A 22246-nucleotide genomic window follows, 5' to 3' on the forward strand; every position below is an offset into this window, starting at 1 on the left:
GGTGCTTTTCGCAATGCTCTGGAACAGATAAAAGGCTCCATAATCTTTTATGGATGAATGCTGGATATCATCAATGGAAAACATCATGGTCGTTGTAGGTATCTCAATAGGAGTTCCTTTTTTAGCCATATCGGCTAGATACTCAGGCTTATAAATCGGATTTCCGGTTACGGGATCGATCTTACCAATAGGGATGCGTTTATTTCTTGGTTTGCCATCGGCATTCCGAAAAGAAACCGACTCGTAAAGGTAAATCTTGTCACCGACCTTTTGTCTTATAATAGAACTCATAGGCACCTTCCTCCTCACATGTAGGTATAAATAATTATACCTACATGTGAGGAGATAAACAATGAATTCTTTCAAAGAATTGCAATAAACAAGCTTAAAAATGCAATATTTATGAACTAAAGCACTACTTTAACTGAAAAACTTGTGTAGGTATAATTTTTTCCGGGAACCAAGGTTGATTACCAATAGAACACCTTTGCCCCCGTCTACAGCTTTTACAGCCTCAAGTATCTGATCGGGAGTAGGAGAAGTAAACACCGCACCGGCTACTGCTCCGTCGAGCATACCGCGGCCGACAAAACCGCCGTGCGAAGGTTCATGGCCACTGCCGCCACCGCTTACCAGAGCGACTTTAGGAGAAGGGCTGTTTGCCCGTGTCAAAACACTGAAGCCTTTTACCCGTTTTACATATTGCGGATGAGCCAGAACGACACCCTCAAGCATTTCCTCTACAACTTGATCAGGATTGTTAATCACCTTTTTCATTACATTCTTCCCCCATTCCTTTAATCGATTCTGAATCTGTTTCAATCACGCCTGCAGATCACAATCGCTGTTCCTAATATTTCTGTCATGTATTCCACTTATTTTTAGTTTTTGCCATTAGCTCTCTATGACCCTTAGAGTATGTTCGCCTATACAGCATCTTCTTTCTTTTTCGTCCACCTCTCTCCCATAAACTTTTTATCGTCGGTATACCTGCCTATTCCCTCCTTTCGACTTGACATACTCAATAGCAAGAATCATGCCAAACCGAAAAAAGGTATGTTTTACTGGGTTGAGAGAGGGAGTCATATTTAGTTGCTTGGTAAAAAGTATCAGAATAGCTCTTGTGCCTGATACTTTTTACCAATAATCATCTTTTTTTCCCAAGTAACCGATTTTTCGAGATTATACTTTCGTGCTTTAGCGGCAACAGTTTTATGTGTAAGCCCAAGAACCTTCGCTGCCTTGTTAAAACTACCGTACTTTTTCAGTGCCATATTTATAATCGTTTTCTCATACGCATCCCAGGGCAAAATCGTTTCATCAGCAGTAAACAGCGCGGAAAAATCAGTTCCGCCAATTAATTCTTCACGTAGATAGGTGGGCAGAGCATCTACTCCAATATATGGTTCCTCAGTTAACGTAATAACGCGCTCCATAATGTTTTCCAGTTCCCGGACATTACCTGGCCACCGATACCTCATGAGCACTTCCAAAGCATCCTGTCTTAGGCCTTTTACTTTCTTGCCTAACTCGCTGCACATCTTGTTGAAAAAGTACTCAACCAATAAAGGGATATCTTCCTTACGTTCACGCAAAGGGGGTAAAATAATAGGAATGATATTTAACCGATAGTACAAATCTTCGCGGAATCCCCCGTCTAAGACCATTTTCTCCAGATCCCGGTGAGTTGCAGCAATGATTTTCACGTCAACAGAAATCATCTCCTCGCCACCAACCCGCTGAAACTCCTTTTTCTGAAGAACTCTTAGAATTTTAGCCTGCATATTTTTTTCCATATCCCCAATTTCATCAAGGAAAATTGTTCCTTTGTCAGCCAGTTCAAAATTCCCCAGTTTTCTCCTGAGAGCGCCGGTGAAAGCTCCTTTCTCATGCCCGAAGAGTTCACTTTCCAGCAAAGATACAGGTATAGCTGCGCAGTTTACACGGATGAAAGGTCCATTCACGCGCCTGCTCGCAAAATGGATCCCCTCAGCAACCAGTTCTTTGCCTGTCCCACTTTCGCCACGAATTAAAACAGTGGCATGACCTTCTGCAGCCTTGGCGGCTACAGCCAGAGCGTCCAAAACCTTCCCGCTCCTACCAATAAATTTATCAAAAGCTTTGACAGGTTTTCTAGTCCTCCTCAGCTCTTGTTCTAGGTATTCTGCCCGGGCGGTGACTTCATTGAGTTTATCCATCACAGCCTGAACTTCGGAAATTTTTTTTATTACCGAAACAACTCCAGCTAATTCACCGTCAACGATAATAGGATTTACGTTAGAAACGATTGTTTGTCCGTTTGGTTTACAGCAGATATTGCCCAATACAGGTTTACCCGTGACCAAGGCTTTGGACCTTGACCCTCTCGGCGCAAGCCGGGCTATATTTTGCCCTACCAGTTTTTCGATAGGTATTTGCGTAATCCTGAGATAAGCCGGATTAACATACGTAATATATCCTAGTTTATCAACAACGCAAATTCCGTCTTGTACAGACTCTAATATCAGATGTAACCTTTCCTTTAACTCTTTTACTTCGCGCAATTCATGCGTAATGTTTTCTAAAGAGGATATATCCTCAAAAATCGCAACTGCGCCTTTGGATTGTCCCTCGACAATGATAGGTGTACGATTCGTTATGATAACTGAGTTACTAATTACCTGACGGCAACCCAATTCGGGTACCATGGTTTTATTCACTAATGGAAGCCTGGTGTCCGGAATGCTCTCATAAACATTCTTTCCGACAACGTCAGCAGCTGCAATACCTATTATTTTTTCCGCCGCCGGATTAAAAACAGTGATTATATCATTTTCATCAATCACTAGTAATCCGTTAGCCATGCTGTTAAATACATGTTCAGCCGTAAAAGAGTTATTCTGCAGCACATTATCCACTTTGTTGATGGTATCAACATCACTAATTAAAAAGTCGCTTTCCAGGAATTCTACCATCTCTGCTATAGCTGTTTCGGCCATTTCTCCGCTACTTGATACCCACAACTCGTCGCCCGCTTTTATTCTCAATGAAACAAGGGGTATCAGACTATTAGCTAACACCTTCTCTCGGTTCTGGTAGTGGAAATATAATGAAACCTTATATTTTTCTTGAAGCTCTTGAGATTTCTGAACAACCATCGCCGCGACCCTAGTGTGGAGTCCTTTATTATGCTTTATTACAGCTTTGCTATTAACCATAGTTCAAACATCCTCTCACATGTTCAGTCTATCAGCACATTATGGCTCATTTCCGGGAAGATGTCGAGAGGATGCGGTTTTAGTCACTCCTTGGCTAAAATCATCATGCACACAACCGATATTTGAAGTTCACCGGCGTTTTAGCGACTAGGACGGTTAGCCTTTTGCCTCGTTCCGTCCGTCCAATAACCTATTTTGGTCAGCTTATCTGTCTCTCAGTTTTTCGGGCCTAGGAGATGTGCGCTATGTCGTCCCGGATGTAGTGATTGAAGAGATCGAAGGAGAATTTATTATCCTGGTTAATGACATCACCGTACCCCGATTGGGGATCAAACTTGCTTTGCGCGATATCATCTCTTCAGAAAATCCCAAAAGTCCTTATTCGGATCAGAAGCTGGCTGACCTTCTCAAGGCCAGAAATATGGAGATTTCTAGGCGTACTGTCGCCAAGTACCGCGATGAACTGGGAATTTCGGCGACGTCGGTTAGGAAACGATATTAGGGAGGGACGGAGAAGTCGCGAAACACTCGGTCAGCCGTTACGGTCGTGGGCCAAACTAAGGCTAAAGCGCTTGATGATAGCGGGCGGGGTTCCCGACGTCCATGGATGGACTAGTGTCGCTGGAGCCATGGATGGCGGGAGGGGACCATGCCTCGGTTGGCGGCTTCGCACGTCCCTGTGCTCAGCCCCGCTTTGGGTGGGAAGCGCTTGAGCCAAGTTTGGCGAGCCACTCTCGTAAAGGCTTCGCTCCGTGTTTCGCGACTTCTCTCGGAAGTCGCTGGGGCTTGGAACGTAGCTGGGGTGACGACGACCATGGATGGCAAGGTGCCGTGATGGCGAGAAGGACCACTTATAGAATTGGGTGTCTTGAAAGTGAATCAAAGGGATTGAGCTCAGAAGGGCTATCCTTCCAAGTTTGGGTAAATAAAGAAGGAGAAATAGCTAAAATTAATTGTGTAAGGGTATTGAAATAGTGGAAAAGAAAGAATATACTGATATCAGAGACATGCATTAATCTTATTGACCCTGAGATAACTTTAAATAATTATATATTAAAGGCTAGAGTATTAGAGAAGCCGAAGTTATGCTAGTAATTCGAAATGACGAATTACTAGCATACTTCGGCTTTTATTGTCGCCAAATGAGTTTGAAAATTCTGATAATAATAACCGGTTAGACCATTTTTCGTTATGGATATTGGACTAGGGAATGCCGGACGTGAGAAGGGAGGTGAGGCCAATTATGTTGGAAGATTAAGCTCTGTAAAGAAAGGAGGCGCGGGGAGTTAATATTTAACATGAGAATTGGGACATAAATTGAACTTGAACAGTTGTAAATATGTGTAATAAATAAAATTTAGGAGGAGTCTTTAGATGACAGCGAAATTCTTAGCTGAAATGATAGGTACCATGATTATACTTTTATTTGGTACTGGGGTAGTAGCAAACGTTGTATTAAGCAAGACTAAGGGGAATAACGGGGGCTTCTTTATGATTACTTTAGGCTGGGCAGTTGGAGTTCTCTTGGCAGTTTATGCCACGGGTCCAATAAGTGGAGCACACTTAAACCCAGCCGTAACGATTGGGTTAGCGTCAATTGGGCTGTTTGCTTGGGCAGAGGTTCCAACATATATTGCGGGCCAGCTCTTGGGAGCATTCATTGGCGCAGTGCTAGTTTACTTTACCTATCTGAAGCAATGGGCGGAAACGTCGGATCCAGGATTAAAATTGGCTGTCTTTAGTACGGGACCAGAAGTTCGAAGTTATCCTGCTAACGTGTTGACTGAAATCATAGGTACATTTGTCTTGGTCTTTGTAGGACTTTCTATTGGAATTTCGAAAGCTGCAGTGACTAGTGGCCTCAATCCTCTTTTATGGGGTTTCTTGGTGTGGGGACTTGGTGTATCCTTCGGGGGACCTACGGGTTATGCAATCAATCCAGCACGTGATTTAGGACCTAGAATTGCCCACTTTTTGTTACCTATTCCGGGGAAAGGATCGTCAGATTGGGCATACTCTTGGGTGCCTGTCCTAGGTCCAATAATTGGCGGCGTTTTAGGAGCTTTCCTGTACAAGATTGTCTATATGGGATAGTCAATGTTTGAACCTAAAAATAAAGGAAAAGGTGGAGTAATTTTATGAAAAAGTACGTTATGGCCCTTGATCAAGGTACTACCAGTTGCCGTGCAATCCTTTTTGACCAGGAAAGTAAGATTGTGGGAGTTACGCAAAAAGAGTTCACTCAAATTTACCCTAAGGCAGGCTGGGTCGAGCATGATGCTGAGGAAATTTGGAGCACACAATATGGAGTCATTGCAGAGCTCATTGCGAAAACAGGCATTAAAGTCGATGAGATCGCATCCATTGGGATTACTAATCAGCGTGAGACGACGGTGGTCTGGGATAAAAATACAGGTAAACCTGTGTATAACGCAATTGTGTGGCAGTGTCGCAGAACAACAGCCATTTGCGACGATTTAAAGGCTAAGGGTTATGAAGATATGGTTCGAGAAAAAACAGGTCTCGTAGTTGACGCCTATTTTTCTGGAACGAAGGTAAAGTGGATTTTAGATAATGTTGAAGGAGCTCGTGCCAAAGCTGAAAAGGGTGAGTTACTGTTTGGAACGACGGATACCTGGTTAATATGGAAACTCACCGGCGGAAAAGTACATGTTACGGATTATTCGAATGCCTCCCGAACCATGATGTTTAACATTCGCGAATTGCATTGGGATAAAGAATTGTTGAAAATGCTTGACGTACCACAAGGAATGTTGCCCGAGGTACACAATTCTAGCGAAGTCTATGGTAACACAGATGCAGGGGTATTCTTGGGTTATGAGATTCCTATCGCAGGTGTGGCTGGTGATCAGCAAGCAGCTTTGTTTGGTCAAGCGTGCTATGAGCCAGGGGATGCTAAAAATACCTATGGAACAGGTTGCTTTATGCTCATGAATACGGGTAGCAAAATACACACCTCGAGACATGGATTGGTGACCACCATTGCGTGGGGGATTGATGGCAAGGTGGAATACGCCTTAGAAGGCAGTATCTTTATTGCGGGTGCAGCGATTCAGTGGTTGCGCGACGGTCTAAAAATGATTGATGTTGCACCAGATTCCGAGTATTTTGCTAAAAAGGTCAAAGATACGGATGGAGTTTATTTTGTTCCAGCTTTTGTTGGCTTGGGTGCTCCTTATTGGGATATGCGCGCTAGGGGAGGCATTTTTGGCCTGACTCGGGGAACAACAAAATCCCATATTATTCGTGCGGCTCTGGATTCCCTAGCTTATCAAACCAAAGATGTTTTAGGTTCCATGGAGGCCGATTCTGGAATTTCCTTAAAGTCGTTGAGAGTTGACGGAGGTGCTGTAGCCAATAATTTGCTGATGCAGTTCCAAGCAGATATTCTAGGAACTCGGGTTGACAGGCCTGAAATCATTGAGACGACCGCCCTAGGAGCTGCCTACCTCGCAGGTTTAGCGGTTGGCTTTTGGAAGAGTAAAGAAGAATTAGCAAGTCGTTGGTTGCTCGATCGGCGTTTTGAGCCAGAGATGGAAGAAGAGAACAGAGCGAAACTTTATAAGGGATGGTTGAAAGCGGTCGAGCGGTCCAAAGACTGGGAAGAAGACTAAGTAGGAAGTAAGCTTTCATCGAGAAGGGCCTTGGGTAACACGATAATACGTCAGAAAATTGGGTACCCTTATAATTGCCAAGATCTTCAGGGGTGTTATAATAATTCGCAGAAAGATCGATAAATTACATCTCAAGACCAATACCGTGAAATGCTAAAGTGATCATTTACTGATCGGTGTAATCAAAGGTAGGTCTTCGGTTACACTAGGGAATGAAGGGAAGGCAAGATGAATATTAGGCAAGGCCTAGCACATGGCCGAATTCTTCCAGCAGTCAAACACATTAGTGATATTTCGCGTTTGTTGCCCTTGAGTCGTGCTTCAATTGTTATCGTTTTAGGTGGGAGTATCAACGAACTGCCGGAAATTCAGCGGGTTCGCGCGAAACATCCGGAGAAGTTAGTATTTATGCATGTGGATTTACTGGAAGGAATAGGAAGAGATGCTGAAGGAATTCGTTTTCTGAAAAAGTTTGGTTTGCATGGGATTGTCTCTGTAAAGTCTCGATTATTAAATTATGCGAAGGACAATGGTCTTTTAACTATTCAAAGGTTGTTTTTACTTGACTCTGAATCGCTGGCTACGGGTTTGAGGCAAATGGAAAAAAATTCACCAGATGCTATTGAAATTCTTCCAGCGGTCGTCCCTGAAAATGTGATTAGTGAGTTCAAAAGAGTTACGGATCGTCCGCTTCTTGGGGGAGGACTAATGCGTACGGAAAAAGATATAGAGTTGGCTCTAGCGAACGGATTTGATGGGGTGTCCGTGAGTCGGCAATCTCTCTGGAATATGACTTAGTAGGCTATTGATGGACGGGGAAAAATCATATAAGGCGGCTCGGAGAATAAGTGAAGCCACCAAAGAGGCCATTGCGAAACAACGGTTTCTTTGGTGGTTCCTAATTTCGGGCAAGGAGGTAATACAGATGCGTGAGATTGATACCCACGTTGTAGTAATTGGAGGGGGAGCGACAGGGGTTGGCATATTGCGAGATCTTAGTCTGCGTGGAATACCAGCCCTCTTGTTAGAACAAGGAGATTTGGCCCATGGGACAAGTTCACGCTTCCACGGCCTATTGCACAGTGGCGGGCGTTACGCGGTCAAAGATGATAAAGCAGCGCAAGAGTGTATCGAGGAAAATAGGATTTTGAAACATATTGCAGCACATTGCATTAAAGATACTTCGGGTTGGTTTATATATTTAAAGGGGGATGATCCAAACTATTTGCAGTTGTGGCTCAAGGGGTGCGCACAAACGGGAATAACCGTTAAGGAGATTCCTCTTGAAGAGGCGTTTCGGCTCGAACCGTTGTTGACACGACAGGCGACACGGGTTTTCGAAGTGCCAGATGCTACTGTGGATGGTTTTAAACTGCTATGGGCGAACGTGAAATCCGCAGAAAAATATGGAGGAAATTATCGAACGTACTGTAAGGTTAAGTCGCTCTGGTTAGAAAATAGGCAAGTTAAGGGAGTCTATGCGGAAGATTTCATCACCGGTGAAACGCTACTGGTCCGTAGCAAAATTGTGGTGAATGCCGCGGGGCCTTGGTCTTCTGAGATTGCGGCAATGTCTGGCTTTGACGTGCACATTCTAAAAAACAAAGGTTCTCTACTTGTGTTCAACAAGCGGTTGTTTAATCGAGTGATTAACCGTTTGCGGACACCGGGCGATGGTGAGATTTTTGTACCGCATGAAACCGTGACTATTTTTGGGACGACTTCACATAAGGTAGAATCGCCGGATGATCATAAGGTTGATGAACAAGATGTAGCGCATTTGATCGAAATGGGCCAAAACTTAGTGGAAGAGATTGAACAACACCGTATTGTTCGGGCGTTCGCCGGCATTCGCCCTTTGTATGAAAGTGTAGACGCCTCAGACCATGAAGGGCGAGGGATTAGCCGAAATTTTGTACTCATAGATCATGAAAAAATGGACGGGGTTCGCGGGCTCGTTAGTATCGTGGGTGGTAAATTAACGACGTATCGTTTGATGGCAGAGAAAGTTACCGATTGGGTTGCCGCTAAATTAGAGGTGCATACTGTATGCCGTACCGCGGAAGAACCCTTGCAAAATGAACTCCCCACAGAAGTTTGGGATAAGGCACGTCAATTATTAGGAACGATTGCTGCGGACAAGATGATGGAACGTTTAAACGAACAAGCCGGATCCGTCGTTGAGGCTATAGCTCGTCAACCACTGTTGGGACAATTTGTATGTGAATGTGAAATGGTCACTCAAGCAGAAGTTCTTCATGCCCTGCAAGATCTCGCGGTCCACTCGCTTGACGATCTTCGTCATCAGACCCGGCTGGGAATGGGGACGTGTCAAGGCGCTTATTGTACCTATCGAGCGACCCCCATGATTCAGGAGGCGTTCGGCGGTTGGGAGAGAACCGTAAAAGAATATCAAAGCCTATTGGGCGAACGTTGGCGAGGGATAACCCCAGTTCTTTGGGGCGAGCAACTTCGTGAGAGTGAATTAGCACGAGCTTTGTATTTGAACGTTCTGGATTTCAAGGCCGAAGAAAGTGAGGGATGAACGAGATGTGGGATGCCGTAGTGGTGGGGGGCGGTTTAGCCGGTTGGATAGCAGGAATTCGAGCCGCCCAACGGGGCAAAAAGGTGCTTTTAGTCACGGAAGGAGTCGGAACGCTCTTTTATTTCTCGGGGATTTTTGATTATGGAGATGTCGAGCGTTTGCGTCATTTGCCGAAACACCCCTATACCTTATTTGATTCACAGGCGATAGCTCAGGGCAAACGCTTCGTCCAAGAGATCTGTCCGGAGTATGTTGTGAATGACACACCACAGTTTGCTTTCACGGTTCTAGGAACTGTACGTCAAGGAGACCTTATGCCGCGCAGTATGGCTCTTCCGGATCGACAGGAACAAGGGGAACTCGTACTTTTAGTGCCCGAAGGATTGAAAGATTTCTTTCCGGAGATCGTGGTGGCTAACATGGCTCGAGAATTTCCAGGCTGGCAGGTGAGTGTGAAGAGGATGCAAGTGGATGCTCTTGCGGAATGGACCCGACTGGGTAAGAGTGTGTCGAGCATTGATTATGCGAATATCTGGAGGTCGGAAGAGGGTCAGAGAGCTCTCACCCACGAAATTGAAGAGATTAAAAGACAGTATTGGGAAGCAGACGGGTCGCAAGGAAAGATTATCGTGGTTCTGCCCAGTCTGGTAAGGGAGTACTTTGATGCTTCACGCACAAAATCCTATAAGAATGAATTTTCTCTACCGGTATTGGAAATGAGTTCATTTGTGCCCAGCCCACATGGTCGTTATTTCGCTGAATATCTAAAGCATATGTTTACCGATTTAGGAGGGGAATTGATGATCGGGGCTCGTGCGATATCTTTAAACGGAGAGTCAACGTCCGAAAGTCAGGCGAAGGTGTGTCAAGAAATTATGGTTCACAGTATGGGTAAATCGTTGCGTTTGAAAGGCAAGAAGTTTATCTTAGCGACAGGTGGGCTTTTAGGTGGGGGAATCAAAGTGGGTATGGCAAGAAAAACAATACGTGAAGGCGTCTTTGATCTTCCCCTATTTGTTCCGAAAGAGTGGAGTGAGCCCCAGTTCTTTGCTCCTCAGCCGTTTGCCCAGATCGGCGTAGAAACGGATGAATTTATGCGTCCCCTTAATCCCGAACGTGGGCAAGTGGTTTGGGATAATGTCCATGTCGTGGGAAGAATGCTTGCCCATTGGGATCCTTGGACCCAAAGGTGTGGCGGAGGGGTTTCGGTTACATCTGGTTACGCAGCAGCTGAATTAATTTAGTGGACAGAACATTTTAGAAAGGAAGGAGGATCCTTGACTGTGGATTCAAGAGATGAATTGGCAGCGCGATTGGATGCTTGTCAAAAATGTAATGTGTGTACTGCTCAGTGTCCAGTGGCCAAAGTTAACCCGCATTTTATTGGCCCGAAAGGGTTAGGACCGGATATGGAACGTTTTCGTATAGGTCAGATCATTCAAGGTGAAACAACTTTGGATGATTGCTCTAATTGCAAGACGTGTGAAGTGACTTGCCCATCCGGTGTCAAAATAACGGAGATGATTCTTGAAGCCCGGAGAGCTGCTAGAAAAGCACCACACAAAAACACGTTGGGTATGAAATTGCGCCTGAGAGGTTATGTTTTGGGTCGGGCGGAATATCTTGGCAAACTAGGGGTCATATGGCCGACTATGACAAACCAAGTCTTGAAGATTAAACTTGTGCGCTTGGCGCTCGATAAAGCACTGTCAATCAGCAAGAGTGGCCCTTTACCAGCCTATGGAAAGCCTCTGGAGGTGCAGGTGGACAAAGGTGGAAAAATGGGAGCAAGTGCTAGCAAACAGGTTGTTTATTTTCCAGGTTGTTATACGCGATATAACGAAGCGGATACAGGGCGGGTCATGATCAAGGTGTTAGAGCATGTTGGGTATAGAACTATAGTACCTGATTTTCACTGCTGTGGCTTACCATTAGAGGCGAACGGTCAGTTTGAGAAGGCACATAAGAACGGCCTTTATAACTTGGAGTTAATGCGACCTTATCTGGAATCGGGTATGCCGATTATTACATCCTGTACGAGCTGCGGTTTGACGCTGAAAGAGGATTATCCAAAGTTGCAGACGACATCGGCTCAGCTCATTGGAGCTCAGTCGTATGATTTATTCGAATTTCTGTGGCAACTCTCTGAAAAAGGGGAATTACCTCTTGACTTTCAGGAAGTTAAGGCGTCCTACGGTTACCATTCCCCCTGCCACTTAAAGGCACAAGGAATCGGAACACCAGCGCTGCGTATTTTGAGATTAATTCCTGGAGTGAAAATCCGCAATCTTGATGCTGGTTGTTGTGGCTTATCGGGTAGTTATGGCTTTAAAGCTGAAAAATACGACAAAGCGATGAAAATTGGGAGTACACTCTTTGAAGCGATCAATGTGGGTGCAGGACGCGGAGATTTCCAAGGAATGACGACGGAATGTGGTGTGTGTAAAGTGCAAATTCAGCACGGTACGGGAATTCCTACGGAGCATCCTGTGCGCATTTTGGCCAAGGCGTATCGTCTTATAAACTAATAATGTTATTCCTAAACGTTAAGACGCCGATTCTGGAGTCAGATATAGAAGTGCTCAAAGATGAACCTGAGGTAATTTTCAGAAAATATCAGCAATTTAGATGTTGATGAATTGATTTTCCACTGAAAACTGATAAACTAAGAAGCAAACCTATGGTAGTTAGAGGAAGTTTCCTTCTCATCCCAGAGTTACGCGCAAGACGAGGTAGGATATGAAGAAGCTTGGCGCTTAAAAGAGGAGGGTTAAAGGGCATGTTAAAGTATTTGGTATTACTTTTTGCTTATTTCCTAGGAGCCATACCGTTTGCTTATTTAGCTGGACGTATCAGACACGTGGATGTTCGTTTACAGGGAAGTGGCAACATTGGCTCAACGAATGCTTTTCGATTGTTAGGTGCTAAATATGGCTTGGCTGTGTTTGCGGGGGATACCTTGAAGGGTGTCTTAGCAACGGCACTTTGTTTAAATTTATGGGGTCCTTGGGGGGGCTTAGGCGGTGGGATATTGGCCATTATCGGACATAATTGGAATCCTTTTTTTGGATTCAAGGCGACAGGAAAGGGTGTCGCAACGGGATTTGGTGTTATTACGGTTCTAGTTCCATGGATATCCCTGGTTGCTATTGTTGTTTTTGTTCTTGTCACGCTAATAACTCGTTATGTGTCACTTGCATCCACCTTAGGGGCTGCAACGGCTGTTTTAATGTCGGTTTTTTCTCCGGTCCCTTTCGCTTACAAAGTGTTTGTTTTTGTGGGTGCTCTGCTGATTTTCGTACGACATCGCGCAAATTATAAACGTTTATTGAAGGGGATCGAGCCCAAACTAAATTACTAAGGCAGATCAGTCAATCGGATTTATTTCAGCTGATCCTGTTTTTTATTAAAATTTTTAAATTTATAAGGCATATGTCAGCCTTTATAGATCGAAAATTTATCTGAATAGGAGAGGTTGCTGAATGAATTTACCCAATCGATTGACCATAGCGCGTATCCTTTTAACGCCCTTTTTCATGGCTTTCTTGCTCTTACAATTTCCAAACGGGTATCCCATTTTTCCTCATCAGAACATTATCGCTGCTATTATTTTTATTGCAGCGTCAATAACGGATAGTCTTGATGGATATTTAGCTAGAAAACGTCATCAAGTTACTGTATTTGGCAAATTTATGGACCCTTTGGCCGATAAACTCTTGATTGCGGCCGCTTTGATTTCGCTCGTTGAATTAGGCGAAGTATCAGCGTGGATTGCATGGGTGATTTTGGGCCGAGAATTTGCTGTGACTGGGTTGAGAGCCATTTTAGCAACCGATGGCATTGTTATAAGTGCGAGTAAATGGGGAAAAGCAAAAATGGTCATACAAATTATTGCAATTTCAGAGATTTTATTACGAGATTGGCCATTTGGAAGTTTGAATATTCCCGTTGGTCAGATATTTTTATATATTGCCTTGTTGTTGACGATAATCTCTGGACTTGATTATTTTGTTAAAGCAAGACGATCATTGAAGCATTAAGCGTGTATATCGTGTATATATAGTTGAACAAGCCTTGAGAGAAAAGGAGTGTTAAGTATTTTCAATTGGGGTAAGAAAAGCAATGTTAGCAAATTCATGACTAAAGAAGATGACACTGAAGATCAAACTCTTAAAGTTCCTGAAAATAATTTAACGAAAAATATAGATATTCTTTCAATCGCAGAAACGATCGGGTTTAATGCCCATCAAGTAAGCTGGACCGTTAAGGAAAATGTGACAGCAGCCAGAGATCTAGCTAAGAGTATTAAGCAAAATCATGATGAGTTACTCAATGGATCTGCAGGGGTTGAGGAACTGGCGGGATTGGCACGACAGTTAGAAGATAATTCAAAAACTGTGGTTGATTTGGCGTACTCGCGAAAAACCGAAGCAGATGAAGGCCAAAAGGTGATGAATAAACTCAATCTCCAGTTGGAGCGAATTAGTGAAGATGTTTTAAACTATGCAGAGTCCGTCATGGTGTTAAAAAAGTTGTCGGAAAGCATTTCGGAGTTCGTCACAGAGATGACTAATATTGCGAAACAGACGAATTTATTAGCCTTAAATGCGGCAATCGAAGCAGCTAGAGCAGGCTCGGCCGGGAAAAGTTTTTCGATTGTGGCCGACGAGATTCGAAAATTAGCGGACCATAGCACGGTATCTGCTCGGCACATTCAAGGAACCGCAAACAGTATTACCGAGGGAATTCATAAGATTGCTGGTGAAGCAACGGAAAGCTCGAAAAAGATTAATGAGGTTAAGGAAAGTATCCGCCATGAACAACAAAGTATGCTTCATATTACGGATGCTTTTAAAGAGATTTCAGAGTTAAATAATGAATTATTTAGTTCTCTTACCCAGCAAGCACAAACTACTGAGGTTTTAGCAGGAGTGTTTAATTCCTTGTCCGAAGGGCTGGAGGGGATTTCTGAATTTTTGGGGACACAGGACAAAAACCATGAACATCTTGCTGGATTAGCGGATAATCTTAACTTGGATATTTACGTTTTGCAACGGCAGGCTGTGCTATTTAAGCAACCGAAGGAACTCATCTTCGGAATTAATCCGGCGTTAAGTCCAGAATCTATGAAAAAAATGTATCTGCCAGCTATAGAAAGTTTCTGTGAAAACTTGGGGTATATTCCGCGTGTGATCATTACGCCAGATTACACATCGCTTGCAGATATTCTTTTAGAGGGTATTGTGGATATTGCCTGGTTTTCTCCGCTGGCCTATGTCGACGCTGCAAACCGGGGCGCTATTATTCCCCTTGTCAGCCCAGTCGTCAATGGGAGTGCGACCTATAAGGGTTATATCATTACTAAAAAGGGCTCTGGGGTGAAATCACTCTCCGATATCAAAGGGAAGCGAATGGCTTTTGTCGATAAGAAATCAGCGTCGGGATATGCTTATCCGCAAATGATGTTGCGTCGAGAGGGAATTAATCCTGATCGGGATCTGAAGGAGACGGTTTTTCTAGGCAGTCATAATCGGGTGATCGAGTCCGTGCTAGCATCTGAAGTGGCAGTAGGGGCAACTTATTCAGAGGCGATTGAGGATGCGCAGAAACATCACTTGCCAATTGAGCAATTGATCTATTTAGCGGAGACAGAGCCTATTCCGAAAGATTGTTTAGCGGCTAATTCCCATTTTGATGAGGAAACGATTGCTCGGTTGCAGAAGGGTTTTGCCGAACTTGCCACGACTCCACGAGGACGTGATAGTTTGGCTAATTCGCCGATTAAAGGATTTGTCCCAGTAACTACAGAAGTTTATGATATTGTGAGAGAAGTGTCAAAATCGGTGGGGTAAAACACTAATCTAGTCAGTGGGTGCCTTACACTCCTAATCAGGAAAGAAGTGAAACGTTTGAAAAGAGAAATTAAGGTGCTGTGTCTTATTGATCATAATTTTGAGGACCTGGAACTTTGGTATCCAATTCTAAGGTTGATGGAGGAAGATATAGTTACGCACTTAGCCGGAGAAAAAGCAAATGAAAAGTATATAGGTAAATACGGTATCCCGGCAACATCTGAGTATTCTTTTATAGGTATAAATTACAAGGAATATAATGCTTTACTTATTCCGGGAGGGTGGGCACCGGATAAGTTAAGAAGATTTCCGGAAGTCATAGAAATTGTAAGATACATGAATGAGCAGGGTAGACCGATCGGTCATATCTGTCATGCAGGTTGGGTGCTGGTTTCTGCAGGTATCTTACAAGGCAAACAGGTAACCAGCACACGAGGGATAAAAGATGATATGATCAATGCAGGCGGAATATGGATCGATGAACCAGTTGTTGTGGATGGAAATATTATATCCAGCAGAAAGCCTTTAGATTTACCCTTTTACATGAAGGAATTCATCAAAGTTTTGATGAAAAACTAGCTTTTCTGTTGAGATACATCGAGTAAATCGAGTAAGTAATTATAATAGGATTATTAATTTGATAATGGGTTAGGAGTATGGGAGATAACCTCTGATAGGTGGTTCCAATAGGAAGTGCTTTATTAGAGGTTGTGTTTTTTATCCTAATTCAAGGTAGTGCCCGTGTGAGTAAAGTGGGATAATTAAGAGGAGGTTATTTAAATGAGTTTACGCGTAGCAATTAATGGATTTGGTAGAATTGGTCGGCTTACATTACGAGCCGCCCTAAAGCAATCCCTTCCGTTTGAAGTGGTGGCCATCAATGATTTAGGAAGTCCGGATTTATTAGCTCATTTGTTTAAGTATGATTCGGTTCACGGAATTCTCCCTAATGCAGTGGAAATTGATGCGAATACGATGATTGTCGATGGAAAACGTATTGAAATTTTAGCTGAGAGAAATCCTTTGGATTTGCCTTGGAGTAAACTGGGAGTAGATATTGTAATCGAGTCAACCGGACGTTTCACGAAGCGTGATGCCGCCGCTCAACATCTAACGGCTGGGGCCAAAAAAGTCGTCATTTCCGCTCCGGCTAAAAACGAAGATATTACTATTGTCATGGGAGTTAACGATGATAAATACGATCCGCTTAAGCACCATATTATTTCTAACGCTTCTTGTACAACAAACTGTCTTGCTCCCGTAGCCAAAGTTTTATTGGATGCTTTTGGGATTGAGCAAGGGATGATGACCACGACTCATTCAGTCACTAATGATCAACGTATTCTGGACCTGGAGCATTCGGATTGGCGCAGATCTCGAGCGGCCTATCAATCCATGATTCCGACGACCACGGGTGCAGCCAAAGCAGTTACATTGGTCATACCAGAATTAGTAGGCAAAATGAATGGACTAGCTGTCAGGGTCCCTACACCGAATGTTTCTTTGGTTGATTTTGTTGCTAATCTAACCATGTCAACAAGCAAAGAAGAAATAAACGCTACCTTACGCCAAGCGGCAGAGGGCAAATTAAAGGGATATCTGGAGTATACAGAATTACCTCTCGTTTCCCATGACTTTAATGGTAACCCGGCCAGCTCCATCGTCGATGGATTATCAACGATGATGATGGGAGAGCACATGGTTAAAGTGCTAACTTGGTATGATAATGAATGGGGTTATTCCAACCGCATTTTGGATTTAGTCAAGCTGATTGTCATGAAAGGTTTATAGCATAATAACAGTGCTGATAAGAGCGAATATTGAGGCTTTTTATTCGGGCGCTAGGGGGATGGCAAAATGGATTTTTTGAAAACCGTTATGTTAGACAAGAAAATTGGTGCAACGATTCGCAGGGTAGAGGATCTGAATGAAGCAATCCACCATCCTAATATAGGTACTATCTTTCTTTTAGGTGCAGACATTAATGTACTACCCTCCATTGTGAAAAAGGTTCACGCTGATAATAAGGTTTTACTAGTACATCTCGATATGCTGGAAGGAGCGGGTAAGGATAGAGCGGGGATACACCTACTGGCGAGAATGGGTCTGCGTGGTCTTGTTACGACCAAACCTAACTTAGTCAAATTTGCTAGAGAAGAAGGGATGGTAGTGATCCAGCGCTTGTTTGTATTGGATTCAGAGTCGGTTAAAACAGGCATTAAGATGGTATCCACTGTAAAACCGAATGCGGTTGAAATCTTACCAGCGACCGTTCCTCACTTTGTAATTCAGGAAATGAAGGAAGCTTTGGGCATACCAGTTCTCGGAGGCGGTCTATTGAGAACTGAAGAGGACGTAAGGGTTGCCTTATCAAAGGGGATAGATGCAGTATCTACAAGCTTGCGGCATTTGTGGAACATGAACTTCAATAAATAATTGTTATGGTAGATTAATAATATTCAGGTTTTTATAACGCTAATCTCCGAATTTAAGGTGGAAACCAGAACTCAGGATATTATGGATGGGATAAGGAAGGTAACTGTAAATGAGAAGGACAAAAATCATTTGTACGATTGGCCCAGCCAGCGAATCCAGAGAAAAAATCCAGCAGCTATTGACGGCAGGGATGAATGTTGCTCGATTGAATTTTTCCCATGGAACCCATGAAGAACATGGTTCGCGAATGTCTGTTTTAAAAGAGGAAGCCGCGAAGGTGGGGAAATATTTAGGGATCTTACTTGATACTAAAGGACCAGAAATCCGGACAGGTATGGTTCCGGAGTTAGGAATCACACTTACCAATGATGCAGAGTTTATTTTGGATACGAACTCTGCTCTTGGTTCTTCAGAAAGAGTAGGAATAACTTATAAAGAATTATGGCTAGACGTCGTTCCGGGGACGCATATTTTAATTGACGACGGACAGCTGGATTTGGAAGTTGTGTCGGTACAGCAAGAAGAGATTAAGACGATGGTGCGTAATGGTGGTATCTTAAAATCGCAAAAGGGAGTTAATGTTCCTGGAATTTCGATTAAATTGCCCGGTGTGACTGAAAAGGATATTGAAGATATGCGTTTCGGTGTTACCCAGGGAATAGATTTTATTGCGGCTTCCTTTACTCGTAAAGCTTCTGATATATTGGCGGTGCGGCAAATTGTTGAGGAAATGGGAGCAACGGTACAAATCATTGCTAAAATAGAAAGCCAAGAGGGAATTAAGAATCTGGATTCTATTTTGGAAGTTGTCGACGGATTGATGGTTGCGCGCGGAGACTTAGGAGTTGAGGTTCCGGTTGAAGAAGTCCCTGTTTATCAGAAAGAAATAATTCGAAAATGCAATTTACTAGGAAAGCCAGTCATTGTTGCCACCCAAATGCTTGATTCCATGATTCGACAACCTCGGCCTACGCGGGCGGAGGCTAGTGATGTGGCTAATGCCATATTGGACGGAGCGGATGCCATTATGCTGTCAGGCGAAACAGCTGCCGGACAATTTCCTGTTGAGGCAGTGCGCATGATGGATAAAATCGCCAAGCGCACGGAAACAACGCTCTTAGAAACTATGGCAACTCGCCATCCTCATCTTAATGTAGCGGAGTCCATCAGCTACGCTAGCTATAGCATCGCCCGTGACCTTAACGCGACGGCCATTTTAACTCCCACCCAATCCGGCATAACTGCGCGGATGATTTCTAAATATCGTCCCAAGGCTCTTATAGTAGCGGCTACTCCCTTTCCTGAGGTTGCTCGAAAACTCGCTTTACAGTGGGGGATTGAATCAATGGTAGTTCAGGAAAGCCCTGGAACAGATCAATTATTGTCAGTAGCAGTGACTGCTGCACTAAACAAAGACTACATTCAAACTGGGGATATTGTCGTGATTACTGCAGGGGTTCCAGTAGGTAAGGTTGGTACAACCAATATGATTAAGGTTCAGGTTGTGGGTAGTATATTGGGGAAGGGAACAGGCATAGGGAGAAAATTTTATACAGGCACCGCCCGGAAAATCCAGTTACCCGAGCAAGATACATTTAATAATGGTGATATTCTTGTCGCTAGAGCAACCGATGCCAGTTTTGTACCGCTTATTGCCCAGGCCGGTGCGTTAGTTGTCGAGGAACCCGGGCTAACTTCCCATGCCGCCGTTGTAGCTTTAGAATACGGTATTCCAACTATTATAGGGCTACCAGATACTTTGAGCAAAATTCTCGAAGGTCAAACGATTACAGTCGATGCACTAACCGGGGTTATCTATGAAGGAACCGTTAGTATTCTGTAAAACTGGTTCAATTCGGTTCCTACATCCTAGCAACGAACAATTTTTTCGGGCAGGAAAAGACAGCTTGGTGTAGAATTAGTATAAGTTGGGCTAATTGGAATAATTAATGTTCGGGGGAGTAAGAAGCTGATTTCTACGGTATACTAAGGTATATTTTTCATCTAATCCCGAACCCTGGTGTCAAAGTGAAAGGGGATTTTCCGTGTGAACAAAAAAAGTGTTAACGATGTGGAGATACGAGGAAAACGAGTCTTAGTCCGGGTAGACTTCAATGTTCCGCTAGATAAGCAAGGTCTGATAACAGATGATACTCGAATACGGGCCTCCCTGCCCACGATCAAGTATCTCGTAAAAGAAGGAGCGCGAGTCATTCTAGCGTCTCACCTGGGCCGACCTAAAGGGCAAGTGAATCCTAGTTACTCCCTAGCACCCGTCGCCAAGCATCTGAGTGAGCTGCTAGGACAAGATGTGGCCCTCGCCGAGGATTGCATAGGACATCCAGCCATGAAAGCGGTTAGCTTGCTACAGGATGGAGAGGTTCTTCTGCTGGAAAATGTCCGCTTCCATGCCGAAGAAGAGAAGAATAACCCCGATTTTGCACGAGAATTAGCGTCGTTGGCAGAGCTGTTTGTGAATGATGCCTTTGGAACCGCTCACCGTGCTCATGCGTCCACTGAAGGGGTTACGCACTATATTCCTGCTGTAGCTGGTTTACTGATGCAAAAGGAAGTTGAATTTATGGGCAACGCTTTGGAACGACCGGAACGCCCCTTTGTGGCCATTATCGGCGGAGCCAAAGTGAGCGATAAGATTGGTGTGATTGAAAATCTCCTCGATAAGGTTGACATCTTAATCATTGGGGGTGGAATGGCAAATACTTTCTTAAAAGCCCAAGGGTTTAAGGTCGGTAAATCCCTTCTTGAAGTAGAAAAAGTGGAATTGGCTAAGCAGCTTATCGAAAAGGCACAAGCAAAAGGAGTTCAGTTAGAACTGCCGATCGATGTAGTCGTTGCCCAAGCCTTTGAAGCAGATGCTGCTCATCGAACGGTGAATGTCTCGGAAATTCAAGACGGTGAGATGGCCTTAGATATTGGGGTGGCAAGTGCGGAAAGGTTTGCTACTCAGATTTCGACAGCTCGGACTGTTATCTGGAACGGCCCTATGGGTGTTTTTGAAATGGATGCCTTTGCTAAAGGAACCGAGCGGATTGCTCAGGCGGTGGCGACCTGTGGGGGGATCACGATTGTGGGAGGCGGAGATTCTGTAGCGGCCGTGGAGAAAATGAATGTCGCGGATCGCATGACCCATATTTCAACGGGGGGGGGCGCTTCTCTAGAGTTTTTAGAAGGGAAGGTGTTGCCGGGGGTTGCGGCGTTGAACGAGGCGTAACTTGGCTCGAGCGTGAGGACCGAGGACCTAGAGCGAGGCCTGGACCCGAGGCCTGAACCGAGGCCTGGCCCCCCGAGGCCCGAGGAGCGCTTTTCTGCCAAGCGTCGGCACGTTACGCCGCTGACGAGCTGGACGGTTCGCGAGCGCGTCCGAACCTTAGGGATGGATGTACGACGCTCTTTGCCATCCTTGGCACCGCGGCATCAGTCCATCACGACACCTTTGCCATCCATGGCGGTGTTCTAATCTCGAACGTCCTATTCGGGTCATGGATCAATTCCCAGCAGCGCGCTACGGAGGCGCGAAGGTCGGCACTCGTCTGGACGAGCGGCTTCACTAATGCGCTCCACTTTGCAGAAAAGCGCACCTTCTGGGTGGGCTTCGAGGGAAATGGGTGTTTGCGCTTATTTAGAAAGTGCTCTTTGGGCTTGGTGACACGGGAGAACCTCGAACCTAAGGTAAATGTGAGGCTCGAAGTAAAAGGTTAAGGTTGAGAGGTATGAATGTCGCCGTCGCGCATCGAACCTCGCGCCTTGAATAAGAAAGTGGAGGGTAAATAGAATGGCAAATCGACGACCGGTGATCGCCGGCAATTGGAAAATGTTTAAAACTGTGAGTGAAGCAGAAGACTATGCAGTGAAGTTCTTAGAAGAGGTAAAGGATGTTACTGACCTCGATATTATCTTATGTGCGCCTTTTACGGCCCTTTATCCTCTAAAGAATGAACTGGAAGAAAGCATTGTGCATATAGGTGCCCAAAACATGGCTTGGGCAGACCAAGGGGCTTATACCGGTGAAATCTCGGCTCAAATGCTGCTTGATGTTGCGTGTACATATGTGATACTTGGCCACTCAGAACGTCGAGAGATGTTTGGAGAAACGGATGAAGAGATCAATAAGAAAGTAAGTAAAGCGTTAGCTGTGGGATTAACCCCCATCGTTTGTTGTGGGGAGAATTTGAACCTTAGAGAAGAAGGAAAAGCAGTAGAGAGGGTCCAAGGGCAGGTTTCTCGTGCTCTAGCAGGCTTATCGACTGAAGATTTAAGCAAAATTATTGTCGCCTATGAACCTATCTGGGCAATTGGGACAGGGAAAACTGCCTCCAGCAAAGATGCCCAAGAAATGTGTGCTTCGATTCGTGCCACATTGACTGGCCTCATGGGACTTGCTGCTGAGAAAGTACCCATTCTCTATGGTGGAAGTGTCAAAGCAGATAACATTGCCGAGCTCATGACTGAGCCGGATGTTGATGGTGCACTCGTTGGTGGGGCAAGCTTAGATCCTGTCAGTTTTGCCAACCTCATTCTCAACGCAAATCCCATGGTTGCACGCGTGGAAGGAAAATAGCA

At 44.5% G+C, this 22246-nt stretch carries 18 protein-coding genes and 2 pseudogenes; 17 read left to right on the plus strand and 3 right to left on the minus strand.

Translation table 11 applies throughout. The features are described 5' to 3' along the window. The 3 genes and pseudogenes from JL57_RS17290 to JL57_RS17300 form a co-directional block, all read right to left on the minus strand. Nucleotides 1-291, minus strand: a 291-nt coding sequence (locus JL57_RS17290) for a hypothetical protein (protein WP_034143265.1), incomplete at its 3' end; no start/stop codon positions are given. A gap of 177 nt (nucleotides 292-468) precedes the next feature. Then, nucleotides 469-777, minus strand: a pseudogene (locus JL57_RS17295) (dihydroxyacetone kinase subunit DhaK); the annotation flags it as partial. Between the two features lie 332 nt (nucleotides 778-1109). Further along, entirely contained in the window at nucleotides 1110-3197 is a 2088-nt protein-coding gene (locus tag JL57_RS17300) for a sigma 54-interacting transcriptional regulator (RefSeq protein WP_045691129.1), read from the minus strand. A 220-nt stretch (nucleotides 3198-3417) separates the two neighbouring features. On the opposite strand from JL57_RS17300, the pseudogene JL57_RS17305 reads away from it, so the two are divergent. The 17 genes and pseudogenes from JL57_RS17305 to tpiA form a co-directional block, all read left to right on the plus strand. Next, nucleotides 3418-3699 (plus strand): annotated as a pseudogene (locus JL57_RS17305) (hypothetical protein); the annotation flags it as partial. Between the two features lie 147 nt (nucleotides 3700-3846). Next, a complete protein-coding gene (locus JL57_RS34720) occupies nucleotides 3847-4032 on the plus strand; it encodes a hypothetical protein (RefSeq protein WP_291300218.1) in 186 nt (61 codons plus the stop codon). Between the two features lie 539 nt (nucleotides 4033-4571). Beyond that, nucleotides 4572-5291, plus strand: coding sequence for an MIP/aquaporin family protein (locus tag JL57_RS17315; protein ID WP_034143269.1), 720 nt, complete (start codon nucleotides 4572-4574; stop codon nucleotides 5289-5291). Between the two features lie 44 nt (nucleotides 5292-5335). Then, nucleotides 5336-6832 carry a glycerol kinase GlpK gene (glpK, locus tag JL57_RS17320; protein WP_034143270.1) on the plus strand — a complete coding sequence of 499 codons (1497 nt, stop codon included), beginning with the start codon at nucleotides 5336-5338 and terminating at the stop codon, nucleotides 6830-6832. Nucleotides 6833-7060: 228 nt separating this feature from the next. Next, nucleotides 7061-7630, plus strand: a complete 570-nt coding sequence (locus tag JL57_RS17325) for a glycerol-3-phosphate responsive antiterminator (RefSeq protein ID WP_034143271.1) — start codon at nucleotides 7061-7063, stop codon at nucleotides 7628-7630. Nucleotides 7631-7757: 127 nt separating this feature from the next. Then, a complete protein-coding gene (glpA, locus tag JL57_RS17330) occupies nucleotides 7758-9377 on the plus strand; it encodes an anaerobic glycerol-3-phosphate dehydrogenase subunit GlpA (protein ID WP_034143272.1) in 1620 nt (539 codons plus the stop codon). Continuing rightward, the gene (locus JL57_RS17335; protein ID WP_291300219.1) at nucleotides 9374-10621 is read left to right on the plus strand and encodes an FAD-binding protein; all 1248 of its coding nucleotides are present in this window, start codon (nucleotides 9374-9376) and stop codon (nucleotides 10619-10621) included. Before glpA ends, JL57_RS17335 begins: the two co-directional genes overlap by 4 nt. A gap of 39 nt (nucleotides 10622-10660) precedes the next feature. Then, entirely contained in the window at nucleotides 10661-11905 is a 1245-nt protein-coding gene (locus tag JL57_RS17340; protein ID WP_034143273.1) for an anaerobic glycerol-3-phosphate dehydrogenase subunit C, read from the plus strand. A gap of 251 nt (nucleotides 11906-12156) precedes the next feature. Continuing rightward, nucleotides 12157-12738, plus strand: a complete 582-nt coding sequence (gene plsY, locus JL57_RS17345) for a glycerol-3-phosphate 1-O-acyltransferase PlsY (RefSeq protein ID WP_034143274.1) — start codon at nucleotides 12157-12159, stop codon at nucleotides 12736-12738. A gap of 121 nt (nucleotides 12739-12859) precedes the next feature. Then, nucleotides 12860-13417, plus strand: coding sequence for a CDP-diacylglycerol--glycerol-3-phosphate 3-phosphatidyltransferase (gene pgsA / locus JL57_RS17350; RefSeq protein ID WP_034143275.1), 558 nt, complete (start codon nucleotides 12860-12862; stop codon nucleotides 13415-13417). A 48-nt stretch (nucleotides 13418-13465) separates the two neighbouring features. Then, a complete protein-coding gene (phnD, locus tag JL57_RS17355) occupies nucleotides 13466-15229 on the plus strand; it encodes a phosphate/phosphite/phosphonate ABC transporter substrate-binding protein (RefSeq protein WP_291300220.1) in 1764 nt (587 codons plus the stop codon). A gap of 48 nt (nucleotides 15230-15277) precedes the next feature. Continuing rightward, the gene (locus tag JL57_RS17360; protein ID WP_034143276.1) at nucleotides 15278-15808 is read left to right on the plus strand and encodes a type 1 glutamine amidotransferase domain-containing protein; all 531 of its coding nucleotides are present in this window, start codon (nucleotides 15278-15280) and stop codon (nucleotides 15806-15808) included. Between the two features lie 201 nt (nucleotides 15809-16009). Continuing rightward, complete coding sequence (gap, locus tag JL57_RS17365) at nucleotides 16010-17020, plus strand: type I glyceraldehyde-3-phosphate dehydrogenase (protein ID WP_034143277.1); 1011 nt, start codon at nucleotides 16010-16012, stop codon at nucleotides 17018-17020. A gap of 66 nt (nucleotides 17021-17086) precedes the next feature. Continuing rightward, a complete protein-coding gene (locus JL57_RS17370) occupies nucleotides 17087-17665 on the plus strand; it encodes a glycerol-3-phosphate responsive antiterminator (RefSeq protein WP_034143278.1) in 579 nt (192 codons plus the stop codon). A gap of 109 nt (nucleotides 17666-17774) precedes the next feature. After that, nucleotides 17775-19508, plus strand: coding sequence for a pyruvate kinase (gene pyk / locus JL57_RS17375; protein WP_034143279.1), 1734 nt, complete (start codon nucleotides 17775-17777; stop codon nucleotides 19506-19508). A gap of 204 nt (nucleotides 19509-19712) precedes the next feature. Then, a complete protein-coding gene (locus tag JL57_RS17380) occupies nucleotides 19713-20897 on the plus strand; it encodes a phosphoglycerate kinase (RefSeq protein WP_034143280.1) in 1185 nt (394 codons plus the stop codon). A gap of 561 nt (nucleotides 20898-21458) precedes the next feature. After that, nucleotides 21459-22244 (plus strand): triose-phosphate isomerase, encoded by a 786-nt coding sequence (gene tpiA, locus JL57_RS17385; protein WP_034143281.1) that lies wholly within the window; start codon nucleotides 21459-21461, stop codon nucleotides 22242-22244. Nucleotides 22245-22246 lie beyond the last annotated feature (2 nt).

The sequence above is a fragment of the Desulfosporosinus sp. BICA1-9 genome, assembly GCF_000802135.1.